Here is a 19,611-nt window from a genome sequence, read left to right on the forward strand (position 1 = left end):
GGTTTGGTTTGCTATTAGCACCGTGAATGCACAGATGTGCACCTAGTGGGCAAATACAACTACAGCGAAATATAGTCCCTAACCTTAATTTTCAGCGCTTCGGCATCGTGCGCTTTGACGATCTTTATCCCCAACTCAAGATTGCTCAAATCGACAATCCTATCGGCCTCATACTGGCGCAATTTTAAATTAAAAAAAGTTTTGACCTGGGGCCTGTCGGGCTGCCTGTCGTGAGGCTGCACCACCACCCCGAGGCGACCGTTGCTCAGCTGTACCAAGGTGCCGACTGGGTAGACACTCATACAGCGAATAAACTGATACACCAGCGCCTTATCCAGGCTGTCACCAGCCAGACTCGACAGTATGCGCATGGTTTCAAAGGGGCTTTTACCTTTTTTATAACAGCGCTCCGCAGTAATTGCATCATAGATATCAACGATAGACGCAAGCTTGCCGTAAGTGGTGATTTGGGCGTGATCAATGCCGCGAGGGTAGCCGCCACCGGCTACTTTTTCGTGGTGCTGAGCACAAATTGACAACGCGATATCGCTGATGCCCTCGGATTTAAGCAGCACCTCTTCGCCATAGAGTACGTGATTGCGCATTTCAACCCACTCGTCATCGGTGAGCTTACCCTCCTTATTTAAGATATGGTAAGGCACCCGGATTTTGCCGACATCGTGCAAAATCGCCCCTGTAACCGCCTGGTGAAGCTGCTCGCGCTCGTAACCTAAGTAGCGACAAAACACCCCCATCAATATGCCGACGTTAATGCTGTGCTCAAGCAGGTACTGATCTTTTTCGCGAATTTGGCTCAGGCATAAAAGTGCATTGGCGTTGGCCAGCACAGAGTTACACATCTCGTCGGCGAGCTCTTCAACGGGGCCGACCTCAATGGCCTTGCCCATTTTTACGTCTTTGACAATATTGCCAACTAACGAGCGCGCCTCGCCGTAAACCTTGTCGGCACGCTGCCACTCTTCAGCAAGACTTAGCTCAGGTTTTTGCGCGACGTTCGCACTTTGCACAGGCTCGGAATAGCTCGAGGCTTTGCCGCGATTGGTATCAATATAAATTTCAGCAATGCCAGACGCTTTTAACTTGGCCAGCGTCTCTTTTCTGCTAATCAAACCGCGGCTATTTAATCCGCTTTGTTCTAAGTTTGGAGTCTGCTCTGAAACAAACATACCGAGCTCGACATGGCCCGTTGGAATTCGATGAATAGATGTCACGTTTCGCTACCTCTGACTACTTTTGCAGTATAGTCAGCGCAGGCTAGGCAGGAGACTTAGAACAAAGAATTTTGTCAGTATCGACTGTTAGATTCTCGGCCGCGCACAGTGGGCAAGAACTATTCAATAAACACAGATAGGTTACAAACAAACGCCCCCGCGAGACTAACGGAAGTGCTTAATCGGGGTTGTTTTGCCCTTCAGCCCCGAGCCTGCCTTTTAAGCTCTGATAGACCTCGGCAACACGCTGCTCAGAGCGCTCAATCAATGGCTCCAGCGCTGCCGGCCTGGCCATATAAATAAAAAAGCAGAGCGAAAACAAAACAAAGCTCGACGCAAAAAACACCGGTAAAAACGAACCCGGCTGAGCTTCAGCAATCTCGGTGTTTTCAAACTCAATGGTAAAGCGCTGGCTGTCGGAAGCATGGCCCTGCTCGGTTGCGCTTTCATCGGCCACACTCGCCTCGGCCACGGCCGTTGGTACCTCAGTGAGTACCGTCGGCTGTGAGGCACTCAGCTTTTGCTGCTGAACGATGCGCTTCACATCGAGCCGCGCCAACTCATCTAACAGAGCCTGCCCTGTTTGAAAGCGCTGCTCGGGCTTTTTCGCAAGCAGGCCATCTAAGATAGGCTGCAATTCACGCAGCTCATACGGTAATTCAGGCAGCGCCGCAGTGATATGCTTAATGCCGATCTCAACTGCCGATTCCCCGTCGTAGGGAACCTGACCGGTCAACATCAAATAAAAGACCACGCCAAGACTGTACAGGTCGCTGCGCCCGTCGACATCAGCGCCCTTGGCCTGCTCGGGGCTCATATAGTGCGGTGTGCCTATGGCGGTGCCCGCCTGCGTCATCGCCAAGTCACTTTTTTGAGCCTTGGCAATGCCAAAGTCTGTCAACACCGCACTGCCGTCAACACTGCGAAACATAATGTTCTCGGGTTTGATATCGCGGTGCACATAACCTTTAGCCCCGGCGTAATTCAGCGCTTTAGCTATATCTGCAATCATGCGAATTTTGCGCTTGAGCGAAAGTTTGCCGCGCACCGAGCTCAAATCTTTGCCGTCGATATATTCCATCGACAGAAAATAGTGGCCGTCGTGCTCACCGACCTCGTGCACCGTAACGATATTCGGATGAACCAGCTGGCTGACTATGCGCGCTTCGCGCATAAAGCGCTTGTTGAAATTTGGATCCGAAGCCGCATTCGGGTGCATGACTTTTAACGCGACTGTGCGCCCCAACAACGCCTGCTTGGCAAGATACACCGTGGCCATGCCGCCCTTACCGAGGGTGCGCTCCAACTTGTAGCCAGGAATGGTGATAGTCATGAACTTTAATAGTCCTAGTAGCGGCAGTGTTACGGCAGCTCTTATTCTTATAGGGCAAGCGAGGCACATTTGCCGGCCAGCTCAAGCAAAAGCCCGAAAAAAGCTAATATAACGGTAATTAATGTCGATTTGCAGGGTGCTGTTTAGGTTTTTTCTTCGACTCCCGGCTCCACAGATAGACGCCACTTACAACCAGAAAAATAAAAAACAGCGCAACCAAGTCCATCAGCCAAGGCCCCCAGGCGCCGAGAAAACGCCCAGCGTGCAAGTCGAGTACAACCCGCTCCCACGTTAAATCGGCGCCGCTGAAATTACTAACGATTGCGTCAAAAATATGCGTCGGCGTCGATTGTACAAGTGCGGCCCGCGGAGCCTCCGCGCTCGGCAGCCAATGCATTGTTTGCTCATCGAGCACGTAGTTTTTCCCGGCAGCGCTTGCGCAGTGCTGAGCCCGACAAACACCAAAACGCTCTAACTGCGCAGGCAAACCACTGTAGCGATCGCTGATGTCAATCATGTTTAATTGCGCGTCAAATAGTGCGACCGACGTCACACAGGCAATAGCCAGGGTACTGGCTGTTGCGCTGACACCGACAAATTCCTGCTCACACTCATAAATTGGTGCGTGATCAACAAATAATTGCTTGCCAAAAGCGGTTACCAGCATGGTTTGCCCGGCAGGCGCCAAGCTGAAAGACTGCGCCTCGGGCAACTCAATGCCGTAGGCTTTTAATAACCACGCTGCGCTCACCGGCTTCTGTGCGAGCTTAAATGCATCACTGTGATTAAGCGCAATGCCGGTTAAACTGAGAATTAAGACAAAAAACGCGCAGAATAAACCCGCCCGTTTGTGCCAGCGCCGAAAAGCGCGGCGAAGATGTTGTTTGCTCATTTACTGCGCGGTTGCGCCGGCCTTCTGATCGAGGAAAAGAGCGACTTTAGCAACTTTTTGCATGGCTCGCACACTGAGTGTTGCACCGGTAATGCCATCGATGTTTTGGCTGAGCTCATTTTTTTCCGTCAAGCTGGCGTCAATAAACTGCTTGCGGAAGAAATTATGGCGAATTTCACCGCCGCGACTTTCGCGATAGGCGAGCACTTCAATGGCGCTGACCTTCTGATCTTTGACCGCAACGGCCATGGTAATAGGCTTTTCTTTACCCACCTCTTCAAGCACCCACACCGAAGCCTCATCGGCAAACCAATAGCGCTGGCGCAAACGGTTAAGGCGGTAGTTGAAGCGCTGATAGATTTCAGCTTTGTCATCGGCGCTCAGCCACAGCGACTTAGCGCTCGGCGGCGCACTGTAAACAGAGTCGAGAAAACGCTGAAATTTTTGTTCATCCGCGACAAGCTGGCCGCTGCAAAGCAGCAACCAGCTTGTGAGCACATAAACAATGGGCTTAACAGACACTTAGAAAGACCAGCCCACACCTAGGTTAAAGCTGTCATTCTTGTCATTGTTTTGATCGTCTGACCAGTCTGCTTTAAAGACAACATTGGGCACCAGCCAGAAGTTCAAACCGTAGTCGATCACTTCTTCAGCTTCGCTGTCATCGGCGCCGGCAGTGTTGTCCCACTCGTTGTAGCGAGCAAAGAAACCGAGCTTAGACGTTACTTTGTACGAAGGCTCAATATACCAGCCGTTTTGTACGTCCATGCCCGCATCTTTTGCCGCGTCGCCGTCAATGTTCCACTGAGCTGCCAGGGCGCGCAGGCCAAAACCGGCAACGTTGTAGATCACGTGGGTCTCAAACAGGGTTGCGCTCGCATCGCTGATGGCGCCCTGAGTTAAGTTTTCCTGATACTGGGCTGTCGCAGCAAGCTCAAGCCCGGGTACACCGGTGTACTTAATACGGCCAGTGTAGGCAAAGTCGTTGGCGTACGCGTTGGCAACCTTCTGGCGACCGCTGCGAATTGAGCTTAAGTTGCCCTCATCGTCGGCGGCCTTCAGACCACTGTGCATAGCAAAGTCGTAGCTCAAACCGGCAGCAATCTCACCGCGAAGCTGAGCGCCCGCTTCCCACCACGTCACAGGAATAATGTTTTTCTCAACCGGGTTGCGCTCGGTACCGTAGAAGGTCTCAGGCTCGTGTGTCTCATTGAGGATGCCCACAGGAATCAGGAACTGACCGGCCACTAAACGGTGGTTTTCCGCGTAATCCCATTCAACGTAGGCCTGCTCCAGCTCAACTTCGCCCGGTTTGCCGTCGCCAGCGAGGCCGTGCTCGAGTTCAAGCTCGGAGAAAAAGCGCACTTTCTCATTAAATTCATGGCCGATGTACAACACAAAACGGTGGGCATCGATCTTGTCATCCTTGCCCTCAAAATTGTTGTAGTGCAGCTCGCCGTAACCACCGATTTTGGTGCGCGCGGCCCAGTCCAGGCTCTTATCCACCGAGCCCGAGCTGCTCTCAACGGCGTCGGCCGTCGCTTCAACTTTGGCGTCAGTGGCCGACTGAGCTTTTTTCAATTCGGCAATTTCTTTATCTTGCGCATCGATGCGCTTTTGCAATTCTTCCAGTGTGGTGTCAGCAACGGCATTGGCCGCCATGGCACTGACGGCAATCGCCAATACAGTCTTTTTCATTGTTCCCCCAAAGAACAGTCGTAAAAATGATCGTGGCGCATTCTACAACGCAATGATAATGATTATCAACAGCCTCTTTTTTAGTATTTATTGATGGAGATCAAATATAAAAAAACCTCCACAAGGGAGGTTTTTAAAATAGCGAAGCGGGCAAAAGTTATTCGGAGGCGGGAGCGGCCTCGTCGATCAACTCTTTTAATTCACCGTTTTCATACATCTCAGTGATAATGTCACAGCCGCCGACGAGCTCACCTTTTACCCAAAGCTGGGGAAAGGTTGGCCAATTAGCATATTTGGGCAGCTCGGCGCGAATATCTGGGTTGCTGAGAATATCGACAAAAGCAAAGCGCTGACCACAGGCCATAATCGCCTGAGATGCGCGCTGAGAGAAACCACACTGAGGTGCGTTTGGTGAGCCCTTCATATAAAGAAGGATGTCATTTTCAGCAATTTGCTTTTTGATGGTTTCCACAGTGGACATCAGTAAGACCTATATAAGTAGTGAGCGTTAACAAATACGTAACAGTGACGCAATTCAAAAGAGCGAGCAGATCACTCTGTAAACCTGAGTATTTTACTCAAGTACTTCTCAATAAGTAAGGGGCATCGTAACCCCGGCGATTGCAAGCGCTCTGTACTGCGCACAGCAAAAAACAAAACAACAACAAACACAAAAGCCACATGATCTGGGCGTATTGCGCTGAAAATAGCCGAATTTAGTTATAAAAACGCCTTGAAGCGCTTGTCACTGTTCACATTTTGTAGGTATTATCGTTTTTTTGATCAGGCAGCCTTTCGCTGCCTTTTTTGCTTTTAGGGGTAGAGCTTTATGTCGGAGTCGGCACTTATGAACACCTATGGAACCAGGTCCACCACCATCGTTAAGGGCGAAGGCCCCTACCTTGTGGATGCCGACGGCCGCCGCTACCTCGACGCGATCTCCGGCATCGCGGTTTGCGGCCTGGGCTACAGCCATCCGGCGGTAACCGAAGCCCTGTGCAAACAGGCCCAAACCTTGATCCACTGCTCCAACCTGTACAATATTGAACCTCAACGACAGCTTGGCGAAGCCCTGATCAACGCCAGTGGCATGGACCGGGTGTTTTTCTCAAATTCAGGTGCGGAGGCAAATGAAGCCGCCATTAAAATCGCACGTAAATACGCGCAGTCGCAAGGCATTAGCGAACCTGAAATTATTGTTGCCGACCGCAGCTTTCACGGCCGCACCATGGCGACACTCAGCGCCACCGGCAACGCAAAAGTACAAGAGGGTTTTGCCCCCTTAGTCAGCGGTTTTAAACACGTCGCCTACGACGACGTCGCAGCCGTTGCCAACGCCGCATCGGCCAATACCGTGGCCGTTATGGTTGAGCCTGTGCAAGGCGAAGGCGGTGTGCGTGTCCCCGCCAATGACTACCTGAACAAGTTGCGCGAACTGTGTGACCAACAAGGCTGGCTGCTGATACTCGATGAAATCCAAACCGGCAACGCTCGCTGCGGTGCCTATTTTGCTTACCAGCTAAACGACGTCGCTCCCGATGTTGTCACCACCGCCAAGGGCCTCGGCAACGGCGTGCCCATCGGTGCCTGCCTGGCGCGCGGCAAGGCGGCCGAAGTACTGCAACCGGGCAACCACGGCTCAACCTTTGGTGGCAACCCGCTGGCCACGGCCACGGCCCTGGCTGTCGTTAACGAGCTCAACCAAGAGGCAACTTACAAACAAGTTGCCCACTTGAACAAGCTGCTCATGACCGGCTTTCAAGAGCAGCTTAGCAATGTTGCCGGCGTGCTCGATATCCGCGGCAAAGGGCTGATGATAGGCATCGAGCTCGACTGCGACTGCAGCCAACTGGTCGAAAAAGCCAAGCAGGCCGGCTACTTAATTAACGTCACCAGCGGCAATGTCGTGCGCCTGTTGCCGCCGTTTATTATGAGTGACGACGAAGCTCTGCACTTGGTTGGGGCTGTTGTAAGACTGGTGCACGAAGCGTTGAACACCGGCGCCTGAGTGCGCAGCGAAGGAGCAAAGCATGAAACCCAGACACTTTCTAACCCTGCTGGACTTGAGCCCAACAGAACTTAAAGAAGTCATCGCCAACGCGATTGAGCTCAAGAAGCAACTCAAGCACGGCGAAATCAACGACAGCTTCAAAAATCGTGTGCTCGGCATGATCTTTGAAAAAAGCTCAACCCGCACCCGCGTCAGCTTTGAAGCCGGCATGACCCAGCTCGGCGGCAGCGCTCTGTTCCTCAGCCCGCGCGACACCCAACTCGGTCGCGGCGAACCCATCGAAGACAGCGCGCGGGTGTTATCGAGCATGGTCGACCAGGTAATGATTCGCACCTTTGGCCACAACATCGTTGAGCGCTTTGCGAAATACAGTTCAGTGCCGGTGATCAACGCCCTGACCGACGATTTTCACCCCTGCCAGCTGCTCGCCGATGTGCAAACCTATGTCGAACACCGCGGCCAGCCGAGCGGAAAAACCGTGGCCTGGATAGGCGACGGCAACAATATGTGCCAGAGCTACATCAATGCTGCGCGCCAGTGGGACTTCCAACTAAACATCGCCTGCCCCAAAGGTTTTGAGCCCAACGCCGAGCTTATGCAAGCCAACAAAGAGCGCATTAAACTGGTACACGACCCCATCGAAGCCATTCGCGGTGCCGACTGGGTCAGCACCGACGTCTGGGCGAGCATGGGCCAGGAAGCCGAACAAAAAGAGCGCGAGCAAGCGTTTGCCGGCTACATGGTCGATCACGAGCTGATGAGCCACGCCAATAGCGGCGCCGTCTTTATGCACTGCCTGCCCGCCCACCGCGGTGAGGAAGTCAGTGCAGAACTGATCGAAGACCAACAGCTTTCTGTGGTTTGGGACGAAGCCGAAAACCGCCTGCACTCACAAAAAGCGCTGATGTTATTTTTGAGCCAACACAGCGGCCAATAAATACATTCATTTGCTCGGGCGCGCCGTAATTCATATGCGCGCGCCTGTTTTGTGGTCTGCGCTGCCAGATCACTCAAATGTCATGATACCGCCCTAAAGTCTTAGTCACTTTACGCATAAGAAACCTCTCGTGCCATAATAACTTCTTCTAGTTCAAACTGTGACCTAGTGCATAAACCCAGCCGTACTAACCACGCTGATTCGACGGTTAGTAACCACTGCAGCCACAAAAAACCAACAATTTATCCACAGCTTTTCCTCTTCTTAGCAAACTTGCAATAAGGCGCTAAGCGCATTATCTTGTTACGCAAGCTCCACCCACCCCCAATATATGGTGTTTGGCTCAACTCGAGCCCCAAGCGCAATAGATCGTTTGCGCAGCTTATGCACAAGGCATGGTGCTAGTTCATCACACCGAGCAGTTTGGGGCCCCAACAGGGGATGGGCCTGAGGACAGGCCCCGCACTAAACAGAGATTACAGATTTCATTGCACCTGCCCTGGCTGAGCCTGCGGCAGGTCTTTAGGTATAAACATAAGAGACACGAGTTAGGATTATGCAGACGACTGAAACAGACGCCTCCGCTAAGAACCCTCATAGCCCGGAGGCTTCTGCCCTGGAAACTGGAAGTTCCGCCATCGCCGCCACTGCACCCGGCCAAATCAGAGTTATCAAGCGCAACGGTAAAGTTGTGCCCTATACCAGCGATAAAATCGCCGTTGCCATGACCAAAGCCTTTTTGGCTGTCGAAGGTGGCACCGCCGCGGCATCATCGCGCATCCACGAAACGGTCGAGAACCTGACCGACCAGATCGCAGCAACCTTCAAGCGCCGCATGCCTTCCGGTGGCACCATCCATATCGAAGAAATCCAGGATCAGGTTGAGCTGGTGCTGATGCGCTCAGGCGAGCAAAAAGTGGCGCGCTCTTACGTGCTCTACCGCGAAGAACGCGCCCGCGCCCGCGATGAAGACGAGCAAGAGCTAGACGGCATGAAGCTGGAAATTCCGGCCATCAACGTCACCGCCCGCGACGGCTCCGTGCAGCCTTTAGACGGCAAGCGCATTAAAACCGTCGTCGCCGAAGCCTGTGCCGATCTCACCGATGTCGACGGCGAGAGCATTCTCAAAGAAGCCTTGCGCAACCTCTACGACGGCGTAAGTCTCGACGATGTCAACACCTCCCTGGTCATCTCCGCCCGCACCCTGGTTGAGAAAGAGCCCAATTACAGTTTTGCCACCGCCCGCCTGCTGCTCGACAAACTGCGCGCCGAAGCGCTGAGTTATTTAAGTGTTGCCGAACAAGCGACCCAGGCAGAGATGAGCGATTACTACGCCAAAGCCCTCAGTGCATTTTTGAACTTCGGTGTCGAAAAAGAACTGGTCGACCCCGAGCTTCTGAACTTTGATCTTGAAAAGCTCGGCGCCGCCATCTTGCCCGAGCGCGACTTGCAATTTAGCTACCTCGGCCTGCAAACCCTCTACGACCGCTACTTTATTCACCACGAAGAAAACCGCATTGAACTGCCGCAGGTGTTTTTTATGCGTGTCGCGATGGGCCTTGCCATCGAAGAAGAGCAGCGCAACGAACGCGCCATTGAGTTTTATCGCCTGTTAAGCTCGTTTGACTATATGAGCTCAACCCCGACCCTGTTTAACGCCGGCACGCTGCGCCCGCAGTTGAGCTCTTGTTATTTAACCTCGGTGCCCGACGACCTGCACGGCATCTACGGCGCCATGCAAGACAACGCCATGCTCAGCAAATTTGCCGGCGGCCTCGGCAACGACTGGACACCCGTGCGCTCACTCGGTTCGCACATTAAAGGCACCAATGGCAAGTCGCAGGGGGTTGTGCCTTTTCTCAAGGTTGCCAACGACACCGCCGTCGCCGTCAATCAGGGCGGCAAGCGCAAAGGCGCCGTTTGTGCCTACCTTGAAACTTGGCACCTCGATATAGAAGAGTTTCTTGAGCTTCGCAAAAACACCGGCGATGACCGCCGCCGCACCCACGATATGAATACCGCCAACTGGGTGCCCGACCTGTTTATGAAGCGTGTATTCACCGACGCCGACTGGACTTTGTTCTCACCCGCCGACACCCCCGACCTGCACGATCTTTACGGCCAGGCTTTTGAAGAGCGCTACCAGGCCTACGAAACCATGGCGGCCAACGGCGAAATCAAGCTCAGCAAAAAAGTCAAAGCGCTCGACTTGTGGCGCAAGATGCTCGGCATGCTGTTTGAAACAGGCCACCCGTGGGTCACCTTTAAAGACCCGTGTAACCTGCGCAGCCCCCAGCAGCACGCGGGTGTTGTACACAGCTCCAACCTGTGTACCGAGATCACACTCAATACCAAACCTGGTGAAGAAATCGCCGTGTGTAACTTGGGTTCGGTCAACCTCGCCCAGCACATCGTCGACGGCAAGCTCGATGAGAGCAAGCTCGAAAAAACTATTAATACTGCCGTGCGCATGCTCGACAATGTTATCGACATTAACTACTACAGCGTCGATACCGCCAAAAACTCCAACTTGCGCCACCGCCCCGTCGGCCTTGGCTTGATGGGTTTTCAAGATGCGCTGTACAAAATGCGCATGGCCTACAGCTCCAAAGAAGCGGTCGACTTTGCCGACCGCTCCATGGAGCTGATCAGCTACTACGCCATTAACGCCTCCAGCGATCTGGCCGCCGAGCGCGGCGCCTACAGCACCTTTGACGGCTCGCTGTGGAGCCAGGGCATTTTGCCTATCGACAGCATCGAGATTCTGAAAAAGAATCGCGGCGAAGAGTTTATTGAAGTCGACCAGAGCACAACTCTCGACTGGGACAGCGTGCGCAACAAAGTCAAAAGCCAGGGCATGCGCAACTCCAATGTTATGGCAATTGCACCGACCGCGACCATCGCCAACATTACCGGCGTTAGCCAGAGCATCGAGCCGACCTATCAAAACCTCTATGTGAAGTCGAACCTCAGCGGCGAGTTTACCGTCGTCAACCCGCACCTGATTCACGACCTAAAAGAGCGCGGCTTGTGGGATCAGGTCATGGTTAACGATCTCAAATACTACGAGGGTTCGCTGGCCAAGATCGACCGCGTGCCGGCCGACTTAAAAGCCCTTTATGCCACCGCCTTTGAAGTTGAGCCGCGCTGGATAGTCGACGCCGCCAGCCGCCGTCAGAAGTGGATAGATCAGGCCCAGAGCCTGAACCTCTACATCGCCGGTGCCAACGGCAAAAAGCTCGATATCACCTACCGCATGGCCTGGTATCGCGGCCTCAAAACCACCTACTACTTGCGCGCCCTCGCCGCCACCACTACCGAAAAGAGCACCATTGATACCGGCGCGCTGAACGCGGTTAGTGCCGGCGCCACAGGCTCCAGCAGCAGTGCAGCCCAAGCCGACTCAGCGCAGGCGAGCACAGAAGCCGGCCCTGCCGCTGTGCCCAAGGCCTGCTCGCTCGACGATCCAGACTGCGAAGCCTGCCAATAATCATCAGGGGGAGGGGTTTGCGAGCGAGCTAACAAACAACAACAAAACTGCTCGCACGCAGTTCGCAGACCAGAGCCAGCCGGGCCCAGGGCCCGGCAGAGCTCAAATAACAGCAAAGACAATACAAAGAAGCTATTTGCCAACGCAGGCAAACAACAGATTAAGGTGAGAACAATGCTCAGCTGGGACGATTACCAAGAAGAAAGCAGCGACGCGGCACCGGCCGCCGCCGCGCGCAGCGAAGCCATTCAACAAGAAACTAAAGACAGCCAACAAGCACAGCCACAAAGCGCTGCCGCCGAGGCCAAAGAAGAGCCTCAAGTAGAATTCAAAGCCGCACCGTCAGCCGCGGCCGCAGGCGATGAAGTTGAACGCGCCAAAAAAGCCATCGAAAATATTGATGTTGCCCCCGGCCTTGAAGATCTCGAAATGGGTGCCAAGCGCATTCAGGTCGACGACAAACGCATGATCAACTGCCGCGCCGACTTAAACCAGCTGGTGCCATTTAAATACGACTGGGCCTGGCAAAAGTACCTCGACGGCTGCGCCAATCACTGGATGCCGCAAGAGGTCAATATGACCGCCGACGTCGCCCTGTGGAAAAGTGCCGACGGCCTCACCGACGACGAGCGCACCATTGTTATGCGCTCGCTCGGCTATTTTTCTACCGCCGACTCCCTGGTAGCAAACAATCTGGTACTGGCCATCTACCGCCATATTACCAACCCGGAAGCGCGCCAGTATCTGCTGCGCCAGGCGTTTGAAGAAGCCATTCACACCCACGCCTACCAGTACTGTGTGGAATCGCTGGGCATGGACGAAGCCGAAGTTTTTAACATGTATCGCGAAGTGCCAAGTGTCGCCGCCAAAGCTGCGTGGAGCATTGCCCACACCTCCGATATCAGCAGCCCGAGCTTCCACACCGGCACGCCGGAAACAGATCAAGAGCTACTGCGCAACCTGATCGGCTTTTATGTCATCACTGAAGGTATTTTCTTCTACTGCGGTTTTACCCAAATTCTTTCGATGGGTCGCCGCAATAAAATGACGGGTGTCGCCGAGCAGTTCCAATATATTTTGCGCGATGAGAGCATGCACCTGAACTTCGGCATCGACGTGATCAACCAGATCAAACTCGAAAACCCGCACCTGTGGAGCGAAGACTTCCAGCAAGAGGTGCGTCAAATGATACTCGAGGGCACCGAGCTAGAAATCGCCTACGCCCGCGACACCATGCCGCGCGGAGTGCTCGGTATGAACGCCGCAATGATGGAGGAGTACCTGCACTTTATCGCTAATCGCCGCTTAAGCCAGCTCGGCTTGGAGCCGGCCTACCCCGGCGCGGAGAACCCCTTCCCGTGGATGAGTGAAATCATGGATCTGCGCAAAGAGAAAAACTTCTTTGAAACACGCGTGATTGAATATCAAACCGGCGGCGCATTAAAGTGGGATTAAAACCCAGCGGCACAACAGACTTTTTCAAAAAATAACCCCCCGCGTTGACGGGGCAGCAAAATCGGAGTTAGCTAGATGGATTACCGCGACGACGAAGTACTGGTGATGACCTCATCAACAGATATAGAAAAACTCACCGAGTGCCTGCTCGACCTGAACCTAAGTGTGATGAGTCTGCAGAAAATGATTAAAAGCCTGGCACAACAACAGGATGGTTCGTTCCAGGAAGATATCGAGAACCGTCTCGATGCCGAATTTGCTGCCCAGCTGAGCTTTAAAAAAGTCCTGCATTAAACCGTAGCGATAAATAAGCTACTGAGCAAAGTACTAAAAGCCGCCCTAACCAGGCGGCTTTTTTATTGTTGCATCAAACCAAGTTAATTAAGCCTCGGCCTGTTGGTACAAATGTACATCGCGCTGCGGGAATGGAATGGTGCAGCCAACACTTTCAACAGCCGCTTTTAAGGCCGGGCGCGCATCAAAGAAAAAGGCCCAGTAGTCATCGGTTTTAACAAAGGCACGCACTAAAAAATCAACCGAGCTATTGCCTAAATCCACCACGGCCACCACATTGGCTTCGTCTTGCAAAATACGCGAATCCTTGGCTAAGACCTGCTCCATCGCTGTTTTGGCATCGGCGATATTATCGGAATAACTAATACCGATGGATATCTCCACCGCCCGCACCGGGCTTGTGGTGTAGTTAATAATATTGCCACCGACGATGGGGCCATTGGGAACAATCAAGGTGCGCTTATCAAAGGTCTGCAATGTCGTGACAAAAATACCGATATCCGTGACGATGCCTTCGACATTCTGGACATCAATGTAATCACCGACCTTAAACGGCCGAAAGATCAATATCATCACTCCGCCGGCAAAGTTGCTGAGACTGCCCTGCAGCGCCAAACCCACCGCCAAACCTGCAGCGCCGAGCACGGCAATAAACGAGGTTGTCTCAATACCGACCATCGACGCAACACTGATAATCAACAGCACCTTTAACAGTATGTCGGTGACATTGGCAAGGAACTTCGCCAGGGTCTCATCGGGCAGAGCTCTGACCGAGTAGTGGCGCACAGCCTTGCTGATGCGGCCAATAATCCACAAGCCGAGCATCAAAACAAGCAGCGCGGTTATAAATGACGGGCCGTGCTCTTTGACCAAGTCCATCGCCTGCTGAGCAAGTTGAGTACCTTGAACTTCTATCTCTTCCACAAAAATCTCCCTGATTTTAACAACTTGTTTATTTAGCTTTGTTTATTTGGCCTCAGTTATTTAACTTGATGTATCAAAACAAGGCTAATTAACGCGCCCGGCTAGCGACACCCAGCGCCACCAAAAACTCCAAGCACCACTAAGACCTCCAAGCACCACATCGACATCATCACTGGCGCCGAAACACAGCGACCTTAGCGCGACTTTAGCCCTGCGGTCAATGAATGCGCTGGTGCAGAATGATTGCACTTGGACTTTATTGTTTAATAGCAAAATACCCGAACGCAGATTTGGCGCAAAAGTCCACCAATGTTAAACGGTAAATAAAAACACAACGCAATAAATAAAGGGCATTCACAGCCAAAAGCGCTTCGCGCTACAATAAACAGCTTCAAAAAAGTGCCACCTGGGCGTGGCAAGTTAAGAGACAGAACTAACGGCGACAATTAACAATTGGCAGGAAGCACAAATGAGCTGGATGCAGTTTAGCCTTGAATTATTAGATCGTTTATTGTGGCCGGCGATCACCTTGCTGGTATTGTTTAGCTTAAGAAAACCGCTGCATTTATTGCTGCCGCAAACTCGCAGCTTCAAATACAAAGACCTGGAGTTGGAATTTGGCGATTCACTGCAGCAAGCCAGCCAGCACGCCGAAGGCGCATTTCCCGAACTCAAGCAAGACCGCCGCGGCGAGCTGCAGCTCAAAGCCGAAAACAATCCCAAACTCGCGGTGATGGCGGCCTGGGAACTTCTCTTTGACAAAGCTTTAGCTTTGCTAGAGCGCAGTGATGTCGACGCCGAGCTCGATCACAGCACTCGCTATAAAATGCTCGGCCAGATTCTCGGCGGCGACAACATTGTCGACAACAACAAAGCTGCGCTTTATCACGAATTGCGACAACTTAGAAATCGCGCCGCTCACGCAAAAAGTTTTCAAATCAGCCTAAGTGAAGCACTGAAATATATCGAACTTTGCTTCAAACTTGGCGAGTACTTTGACAGCTTATATGCAAATAATCAGAACATCTCACAGCTTTCAAGCTGCTCAAAACAGACAGCAAACAAACCGTATTCTTAATCGCTAAGCCGTAACGATATGAAATCACAAACACTCTGCGCAGCCCTCGCCCTTAGCGGCACCTGGGCTTTAACTAGCCAGGCCCAAGTGGCCGTGCCCGACTACGTCAGCCAGGCCGTTAACGAACAGCAACAGAGCTTGCCGCCAGCTAGGCAGTGGGATTGGCTGCAGCTGACCAGCGGTGAGTGGCTCAAAGGCGATGTCAAAGTGCTCTACTCTGACAGCCTCGAATTTGACAGCGACGAGATGGGCCTAAACAGCTTTGACCTTGAAGACGTCGCCTACCTCAAAACTAGCCATATTCAAGCCGTGCGGGTAATGGGCCACAAAAACCGGCTTATTGGTTATGTCAGCATCGAGGGCGATGAATTAATCATCAGCTATCAGGGCGACACCCAGCGCTACCCCAAAGACAGTATTATCGCCATGGTCAGCGGCGCGCCCAAGGCGAGTAATTACTGGCGTATTCGCGCCTCAGTCGGTACCAACTACCGCACGGGTAACTCTCCGAGCACCGAGTTTAACGGCAAGTTTAATGCTAAGCGGCGCACAACACTGTCGCGTTTTACCCTCGACTATCTCGGTGTGTACAGCGAAGCCCAAGAAGTCGAAACCGCCAACAACAACCGTATCAGTTCGGCCTTTGATATCTTTGCCACCGACCAGGTATTTTACCGCCCATTTTATCTCGACCTTTATCAAGACACCTTTCAGAACATCAAAGCGCGGGGCACACTCGGTGCCGGTATTGGTCGCACCGCATACAACACTAGCGAGACCGAACTCGATTTTTTCATCGGCCCGGGCTGGCAGTTTTCTCACTTTGACGAAGTGCAAGAAGGCGAACAGCGCCAAGAAGACTCTGTGGTCGGCATTGCGTCAATGAACCTTGATAAAGAGCTCAGCGACAGCGTCGATTTTATCTACAACTACCGTATTCAGTGGGCCGATATGGAAAACGGCGGCTACACCCACCATATGCTCAGCACCCTTGAGTACGAATTAACAGGCTCCATAGATATCGACATCACCTACGTCTGGGACTACATCCAAAACCCCAAAGCCGGCGAAGATGGCGTACAGCCCAAGAGCGACGACAACCGTCTTATGTTTAGCATCAGTTATGAATTTAATTAAATGATCGATAAGCCCCAAAAACTACTAACGGGCTCTAAGCACTTTCAAATTCAATTTTTAAGTAATTTGCCGGGCTGACACCACAGATGCGTTTAAACGAGCGGCTAAATTGAGCCGTGCTTGAATAACCGAGCTCGGTCGCCACTTCGTTAATGGCGCGCTGCTCTAATAATTGCTGCGCGGCATCAATGCGCAGCTGTTCAAGCATATGACGGTAATTAATACCGTGGCGAGCCAGAAGGCGCTTAAACTGTGCCCATTCCATACCGAGCAGCTCAGCCATCGCTTGAGGCTGAAAAAAATACTCCGGTGCAAAACTCGCCATTACCTGCGCCAGGCTTTGGCGAAAATCAAACCCCGTTAAATCAGCGCGATAGACCGGTGCGGCGCAATGTTTTTTTGGCGGGGTGCGCTTGTATAGCAAACTATCGGGAATCAGCACCGCAGTCTCGTTTGCGGCAAAGACAAGTTCACTTTGCTCAAGCAGGCCTATCGTGTTGCGATCGACAAGCAGCTTTGACTGCAGGCGAATTTTTGTGGGCAACCAGCTGTGCTGTCCAACCCAGCGAACAATCTGCACAAGCATCGCAATGCGGTAAAGCTCGTGTTGCTGTACTTCCATCGCCGTGCCATCGATCACACCAAACGAAAACCAGCAGCCCTCAACATCGCGCTTGAGCACAAACGATGCACACGTGAGCTCAGATTTAGCCGTCAGAGAAAAACGCTGCAAAGCCTGCATTAAGGTCGGCGCAACAACAAGGTTGTGGCCAAAGTCACTGTGTTTATCCAGGGGCGTGGCTCCGGCCAGCGCCGAAAAGCCCGGGTTATCCGTGTAAGACACCGCCAAACTCGCCAGGCGAGAAACCAGCGTAAACGGAACAAAAGCATCGCGCTTTAACAACAGCGACTCATTTAAACCGACTTTAGCTAAAAGTAACTCAAGCGGTGCCCCCGAGTGTTTTAACACACAGGCAAATGCATCCGCGTAACGCATGCGAAGTAAAGGTATTGCAGCCATAAAAGCATAAGTAGTGATCAGTGTTGACAACAAATACCACAAAACAATTTTGTACGCCATGGCTATGCATACGTATACGCACAAACAAAAGTTGTACGTATACGCAGCGATTACAATTGCATCTTTTATCCCGCGCACAAAACAGAAAACCTGCAAAGGTTAAAACAAGCGCGTAATTGTCTGTTGATAAAAAAGAGGTACACTAAAGCTGCAATTGAATTTTAGGAGCAAGCGCTAGGCCTGCCCGTACATACTTAATGGAGTAACTATGAAAAACCTCTGCACCACAATCGCCTTGACGGTTTCAATCGCCGCGTCCACAAGTTTTGCCGACGAAGCTGCAGTACAGTTCTCGTCGCTCGACGGCTTTAACGCACCGGATACTCAAAACGTCAAGGGTGTGCGTTTCCCTGCACTTTACGGGAAAACCAGCAATGTAGTTGGCGCGGACTTACACCTGCTTGCCATCGGTGAAACCGATAACTTCAAAGGTGTGCAGTTTCCGCTTTTGATTGTTGGTGCAAATCACGTCAATGAAAGCATGACCGGTGCGGCGTTTGGCCTGTGGAACTGGAACAAAGGCACTGCCAAGGGCGTACACTTTGGCACCGTAAACGTCACCAATGATGTTCATGGCGCCAACTTAGGCCTGGTAAACTACAGTACCGGCCACACGGTATTTGACTGGTCAGCGGCGAATATCTCTAAGTCGTCCAATGTTCAATTAGGTATTTTTAATAAAACAGACGAAGTAAAAACCTTTCAGTTTGGCCTAATCAACTGTGCTAAAAACGGCTTTTTACCCTGTTTTCCAATTATTAACTTTGCCGTTAAAAAGTAAATACCTGCGCCCGCCCCCGGGCGCAACTTGCCACTTTTGCTGTGCAGCACGTTCAGGCATTTATCTTTTGCCTGTGCAGTTAAAAAGCCTCGCCGGCGCGGATGTATATTTCGCCTTGCCCCTTGCTAAACGCAAGGTCGATTCCTAAATTAATCTGTTTGGCTTTTGTTGCTCGCCAGCGCAAACCCAGGCCGGCGCTGCTAACTTTGCGGCCGTCGTGCAACGCGTCAAAGTCTTTAGCGGTTGCCCCGCCTTCGGTAAAGGCCACCATGCCCCAGCGCGACAAGAAACGCCAGCGCCACTCGGCGTGCAAAGAAAGGGTGGTCATATCGCGATAGCGAGACGTATCAAAACCACGCATGCTTAAGGTCGGCTCCATAAAAAATGGCACATGGCCATCTGCCGCTTTTAACTGCGCTTTAAGCGCAAGCACATGGGCCGGGTTTAAGCTTAAATAGTTGCGATAGTCCGTTTCCAGGCGCCGAAAGCTAAAGTCGCTGCCAAACTCTGAGCTATCCGCCGTTTGGCTGAAATTAAAACTCTGCCCAGTTGTTGGGTAGTAGTTATCGTCTTTAGAGTCAAAGCTGAGCATCCAGCCCAAACCGGATGTTCTCAGATCGTCCTTGAGCACAGGCAGGCCTTTAATAAACTGGCTAAGGTCAAACGAAACGGTCGATTCGCTACCGACATATTTAAGCCCACCGTACCAGTGCTCGGTACCACCTATACGCATCAAGAACTTGGTATAGAGCCCGTTGGCTTCGAGGTTATATTCAATGGGGTGCTTTTCCAAAATCGGCTCGTTTCCCGAACCGTAATAATTTAGATTCAGATTGCCGTAGCCGTACAAAAAGGTAAAACGATAGCGGTCTTTATCCCAGTAATCATCGTGAAAAGCACCAACAAAATAACTATCGGTATCGGAGTACATGCCGCCAACACCGGATGTCGCATTGGGTGTATCCGGGTCTTTTTTTGCGTGCATATATAAAAGCGCAGCTTGCAAACCAGCGCCGATAGTTGGGTTGGCAAAGGGGATGGGTACCGCCATCCACGCACCCTTACTTTCTTGCACTTTGTCTTTGGCCAGCGCCCGGCTACTGCTGGTCGACTCTGTCGCCTTGCGATAATCCCCGTGCCCCTCTGCCGCATTGGCAGAAATGAAAGGCCCCAACAAAAAAAACAATCCTACAGCGCGAAACATGCAACCCATGAGAAAACACTATGCCAAAGTCCGAAGCTCATTATACATAGGCTCAGACAAACAT

The 19,611-nt window shown here is 52.2% G+C and carries 17 protein-coding genes; 8 read left to right on the top strand and 9 right to left on the bottom strand.

The window, feature by feature from the left end:
* Positions 1-59: 59 nt before the first annotated feature.
* The 6 genes from CFK45_RS02680 to grxD form a co-directional block, all read right to left on the bottom strand.
* A complete protein-coding gene (locus tag CFK45_RS02680) occupies positions 60-1,232 on the bottom strand; it encodes a cyclic di-GMP phosphodiesterase (protein ID WP_096084837.1) in 1,173 nt (390 codons plus the stop codon).
* 178 nt (positions 1,233-1,410) lie between these two features.
* Positions 1,411-2,565, bottom strand: coding sequence for a serine/threonine-protein kinase (locus CFK45_RS02685; RefSeq protein ID WP_096084838.1), 1,155 nt, complete (start codon positions 2,563-2,565; stop codon positions 1,411-1,413).
* 118 nt (positions 2,566-2,683) lie between these two features.
* Positions 2,684-3,457, bottom strand: coding sequence for a PepSY-associated TM helix domain-containing protein (locus tag CFK45_RS02690; protein ID WP_096084839.1), 774 nt, complete (start codon positions 3,455-3,457; stop codon positions 2,684-2,686).
* Positions 3,458-3,979, bottom strand: a complete 522-nt coding sequence (locus CFK45_RS02695) for an FMN-binding protein (RefSeq protein ID WP_096084840.1) — start codon at positions 3,977-3,979, stop codon at positions 3,458-3,460. It abuts the gene before it with no gap.
* Positions 3,980-5,155, bottom strand: coding sequence for a porin (locus tag CFK45_RS02700; protein WP_096084841.1), 1,176 nt, complete (start codon positions 5,153-5,155; stop codon positions 3,980-3,982).
* Positions 5,156-5,312: 157 nt separating this feature from the next.
* Positions 5,313-5,636, bottom strand: coding sequence for a Grx4 family monothiol glutaredoxin (grxD, locus tag CFK45_RS02705; RefSeq protein ID WP_096084842.1), 324 nt, complete (start codon positions 5,634-5,636; stop codon positions 5,313-5,315).
* A 348-nt stretch (positions 5,637-5,984) separates the two neighbouring features.
* On the opposite strand from grxD, the gene CFK45_RS02710 reads away from it, so the two are divergent.
* The 5 genes from CFK45_RS02710 (at position 5,985) to CFK45_RS02730 (ending at position 13,342) form a co-directional block, all read left to right on the top strand.
* Positions 5,985-7,163: an aspartate aminotransferase family protein gene (locus tag CFK45_RS02710; protein WP_096084843.1), complete on the top strand. Its 1,179-nt coding sequence runs from the start codon at positions 5,985-5,987 to the stop codon at positions 7,161-7,163.
* Between the two features lie 22 nt (positions 7,164-7,185).
* Positions 7,186-8,103, top strand: coding sequence for an ornithine carbamoyltransferase (argF, locus tag CFK45_RS02715; protein WP_096084844.1), 918 nt, complete (start codon positions 7,186-7,188; stop codon positions 8,101-8,103).
* Between the two features lie 556 nt (positions 8,104-8,659).
* Positions 8,660-11,593: a ribonucleoside-diphosphate reductase subunit alpha gene (locus tag CFK45_RS02720; protein ID WP_096084845.1), complete on the top strand. Its 2,934-nt coding sequence runs from the start codon at positions 8,660-8,662 to the stop codon at positions 11,591-11,593.
* A gap of 174 nt (positions 11,594-11,767) precedes the next feature.
* Positions 11,768-13,048 (top strand): ribonucleotide-diphosphate reductase subunit beta, encoded by a 1,281-nt coding sequence (locus tag CFK45_RS02725; RefSeq protein ID WP_096084846.1) that lies wholly within the window; start codon positions 11,768-11,770, stop codon positions 13,046-13,048.
* 75 nt (positions 13,049-13,123) lie between these two features.
* A complete protein-coding gene (locus CFK45_RS02730; protein ID WP_096084847.1) occupies positions 13,124-13,342 on the top strand; it encodes a hypothetical protein in 219 nt (72 codons plus the stop codon).
* 87 nt (positions 13,343-13,429) lie between these two features.
* Here CFK45_RS02730 and CFK45_RS02735 read toward each other — a convergent pair whose 3' ends face one another.
* Positions 13,430-14,266 carry a mechanosensitive ion channel family protein gene (locus CFK45_RS02735; RefSeq protein ID WP_239923513.1) on the bottom strand — a complete coding sequence of 279 codons (837 nt, stop codon included), beginning with the start codon at positions 14,264-14,266 and terminating at the stop codon, positions 13,430-13,432.
* 469 nt (positions 14,267-14,735) lie between these two features.
* Between CFK45_RS02735 and CFK45_RS02740 the strand changes: the two genes are divergently transcribed.
* Both CFK45_RS02740 and CFK45_RS02745 read left to right on the top strand, forming a co-directional pair.
* Positions 14,736-15,344, top strand: coding sequence for a hypothetical protein (locus tag CFK45_RS02740; RefSeq protein ID WP_096084848.1), 609 nt, complete (start codon positions 14,736-14,738; stop codon positions 15,342-15,344).
* Positions 15,345-15,362: 18 nt separating this feature from the next.
* On the top strand, positions 15,363-16,481 hold the full coding sequence (locus CFK45_RS02745) for a DUF481 domain-containing protein (protein ID WP_096084849.1): 1,119 nt from the start codon (positions 15,363-15,365) through the stop codon (positions 16,479-16,481).
* Between the two features lie 34 nt (positions 16,482-16,515).
* Here CFK45_RS02745 and CFK45_RS02750 read toward each other — a convergent pair whose 3' ends face one another.
* A complete protein-coding gene (locus CFK45_RS02750; RefSeq protein WP_096084850.1) occupies positions 16,516-17,562 on the bottom strand; it encodes an AraC family transcriptional regulator in 1,047 nt (348 codons plus the stop codon).
* A 208-nt stretch (positions 17,563-17,770) separates the two neighbouring features.
* On the opposite strand from CFK45_RS02750, the gene CFK45_RS02755 reads away from it, so the two are divergent.
* Positions 17,771-18,343, top strand: coding sequence for a VC2662 family protein (locus CFK45_RS02755; RefSeq protein WP_096084851.1), 573 nt, complete (start codon positions 17,771-17,773; stop codon positions 18,341-18,343).
* Positions 18,344-18,422: 79 nt separating this feature from the next.
* Here CFK45_RS02755 and CFK45_RS02760 read toward each other — a convergent pair whose 3' ends face one another.
* Positions 18,423-19,520: a BamA/TamA family outer membrane protein gene (locus CFK45_RS02760; protein ID WP_158224580.1), complete on the bottom strand. Its 1,098-nt coding sequence runs from the start codon at positions 19,518-19,520 to the stop codon at positions 18,423-18,425.
* Between the last annotated feature and the right edge of the window lie 91 nt (positions 19,521-19,611).

It is taken from the genome of Agaribacterium haliotis, from assembly GCF_002312815.1.
In the GTDB taxonomy this organism is placed as follows: Bacteria; Pseudomonadota; Gammaproteobacteria; order Pseudomonadales; family Cellvibrionaceae; genus Agaribacterium; species Agaribacterium haliotis.

What these genes read in the sequence shown, in the direction of transcription:
- grxD (WP_096084842.1), bottom strand. Translation starts at nt 5,636, where the DNA reads ATGTCCACTGTGGAAACCATCAAAAAGCAAATTGCTGAAAATGACATC.
- CFK45_RS02740 (WP_096084848.1), top strand. Translation starts at nt 14,736, where the DNA reads ATGAGCTGGATGCAGTTTAGCCTTGAATTATTAGATCGTTTATTGTGG.
- CFK45_RS02750 (WP_096084850.1), bottom strand. Translation starts at nt 17,562, where the DNA reads ATGGCGTACAAAATTGTTTTGTGGTATTTGTTGTCAACACTGATCACT.
- CFK45_RS02745 (WP_096084849.1), top strand. Translation starts at nt 15,363, where the DNA reads ATGAAATCACAAACACTCTGCGCAGCCCTCGCCCTTAGCGGCACCTGG.
- CFK45_RS02685 (WP_096084838.1), bottom strand. Translation starts at nt 2,565, where the DNA reads ATGACTATCACCATTCCTGGCTACAAGTTGGAGCGCACCCTCGGTAAG.
- CFK45_RS02755 (WP_096084851.1), top strand. Translation starts at nt 17,771, where the DNA reads ATGAAAAACCTCTGCACCACAATCGCCTTGACGGTTTCAATCGCCGCG.
- argF (WP_096084844.1), top strand. Translation starts at nt 7,186, where the DNA reads ATGAAACCCAGACACTTTCTAACCCTGCTGGACTTGAGCCCAACAGAA.
- CFK45_RS02700 (WP_096084841.1), bottom strand. Translation starts at nt 5,155, where the DNA reads ATGAAAAAGACTGTATTGGCGATTGCCGTCAGTGCCATGGCGGCCAAT.
- CFK45_RS02730 (WP_096084847.1), top strand. Translation starts at nt 13,124, where the DNA reads ATGGATTACCGCGACGACGAAGTACTGGTGATGACCTCATCAACAGAT.
- CFK45_RS02720 (WP_096084845.1), top strand. Translation starts at nt 8,660, where the DNA reads ATGCAGACGACTGAAACAGACGCCTCCGCTAAGAACCCTCATAGCCCG.
- CFK45_RS02690 (WP_096084839.1), bottom strand. Translation starts at nt 3,457, where the DNA reads ATGAGCAAACAACATCTTCGCCGCGCTTTTCGGCGCTGGCACAAACGG.
- CFK45_RS02725 (WP_096084846.1), top strand. Translation starts at nt 11,768, where the DNA reads ATGCTCAGCTGGGACGATTACCAAGAAGAAAGCAGCGACGCGGCACCG.
- CFK45_RS02710 (WP_096084843.1), top strand. Translation starts at nt 5,985, where the DNA reads ATGTCGGAGTCGGCACTTATGAACACCTATGGAACCAGGTCCACCACC.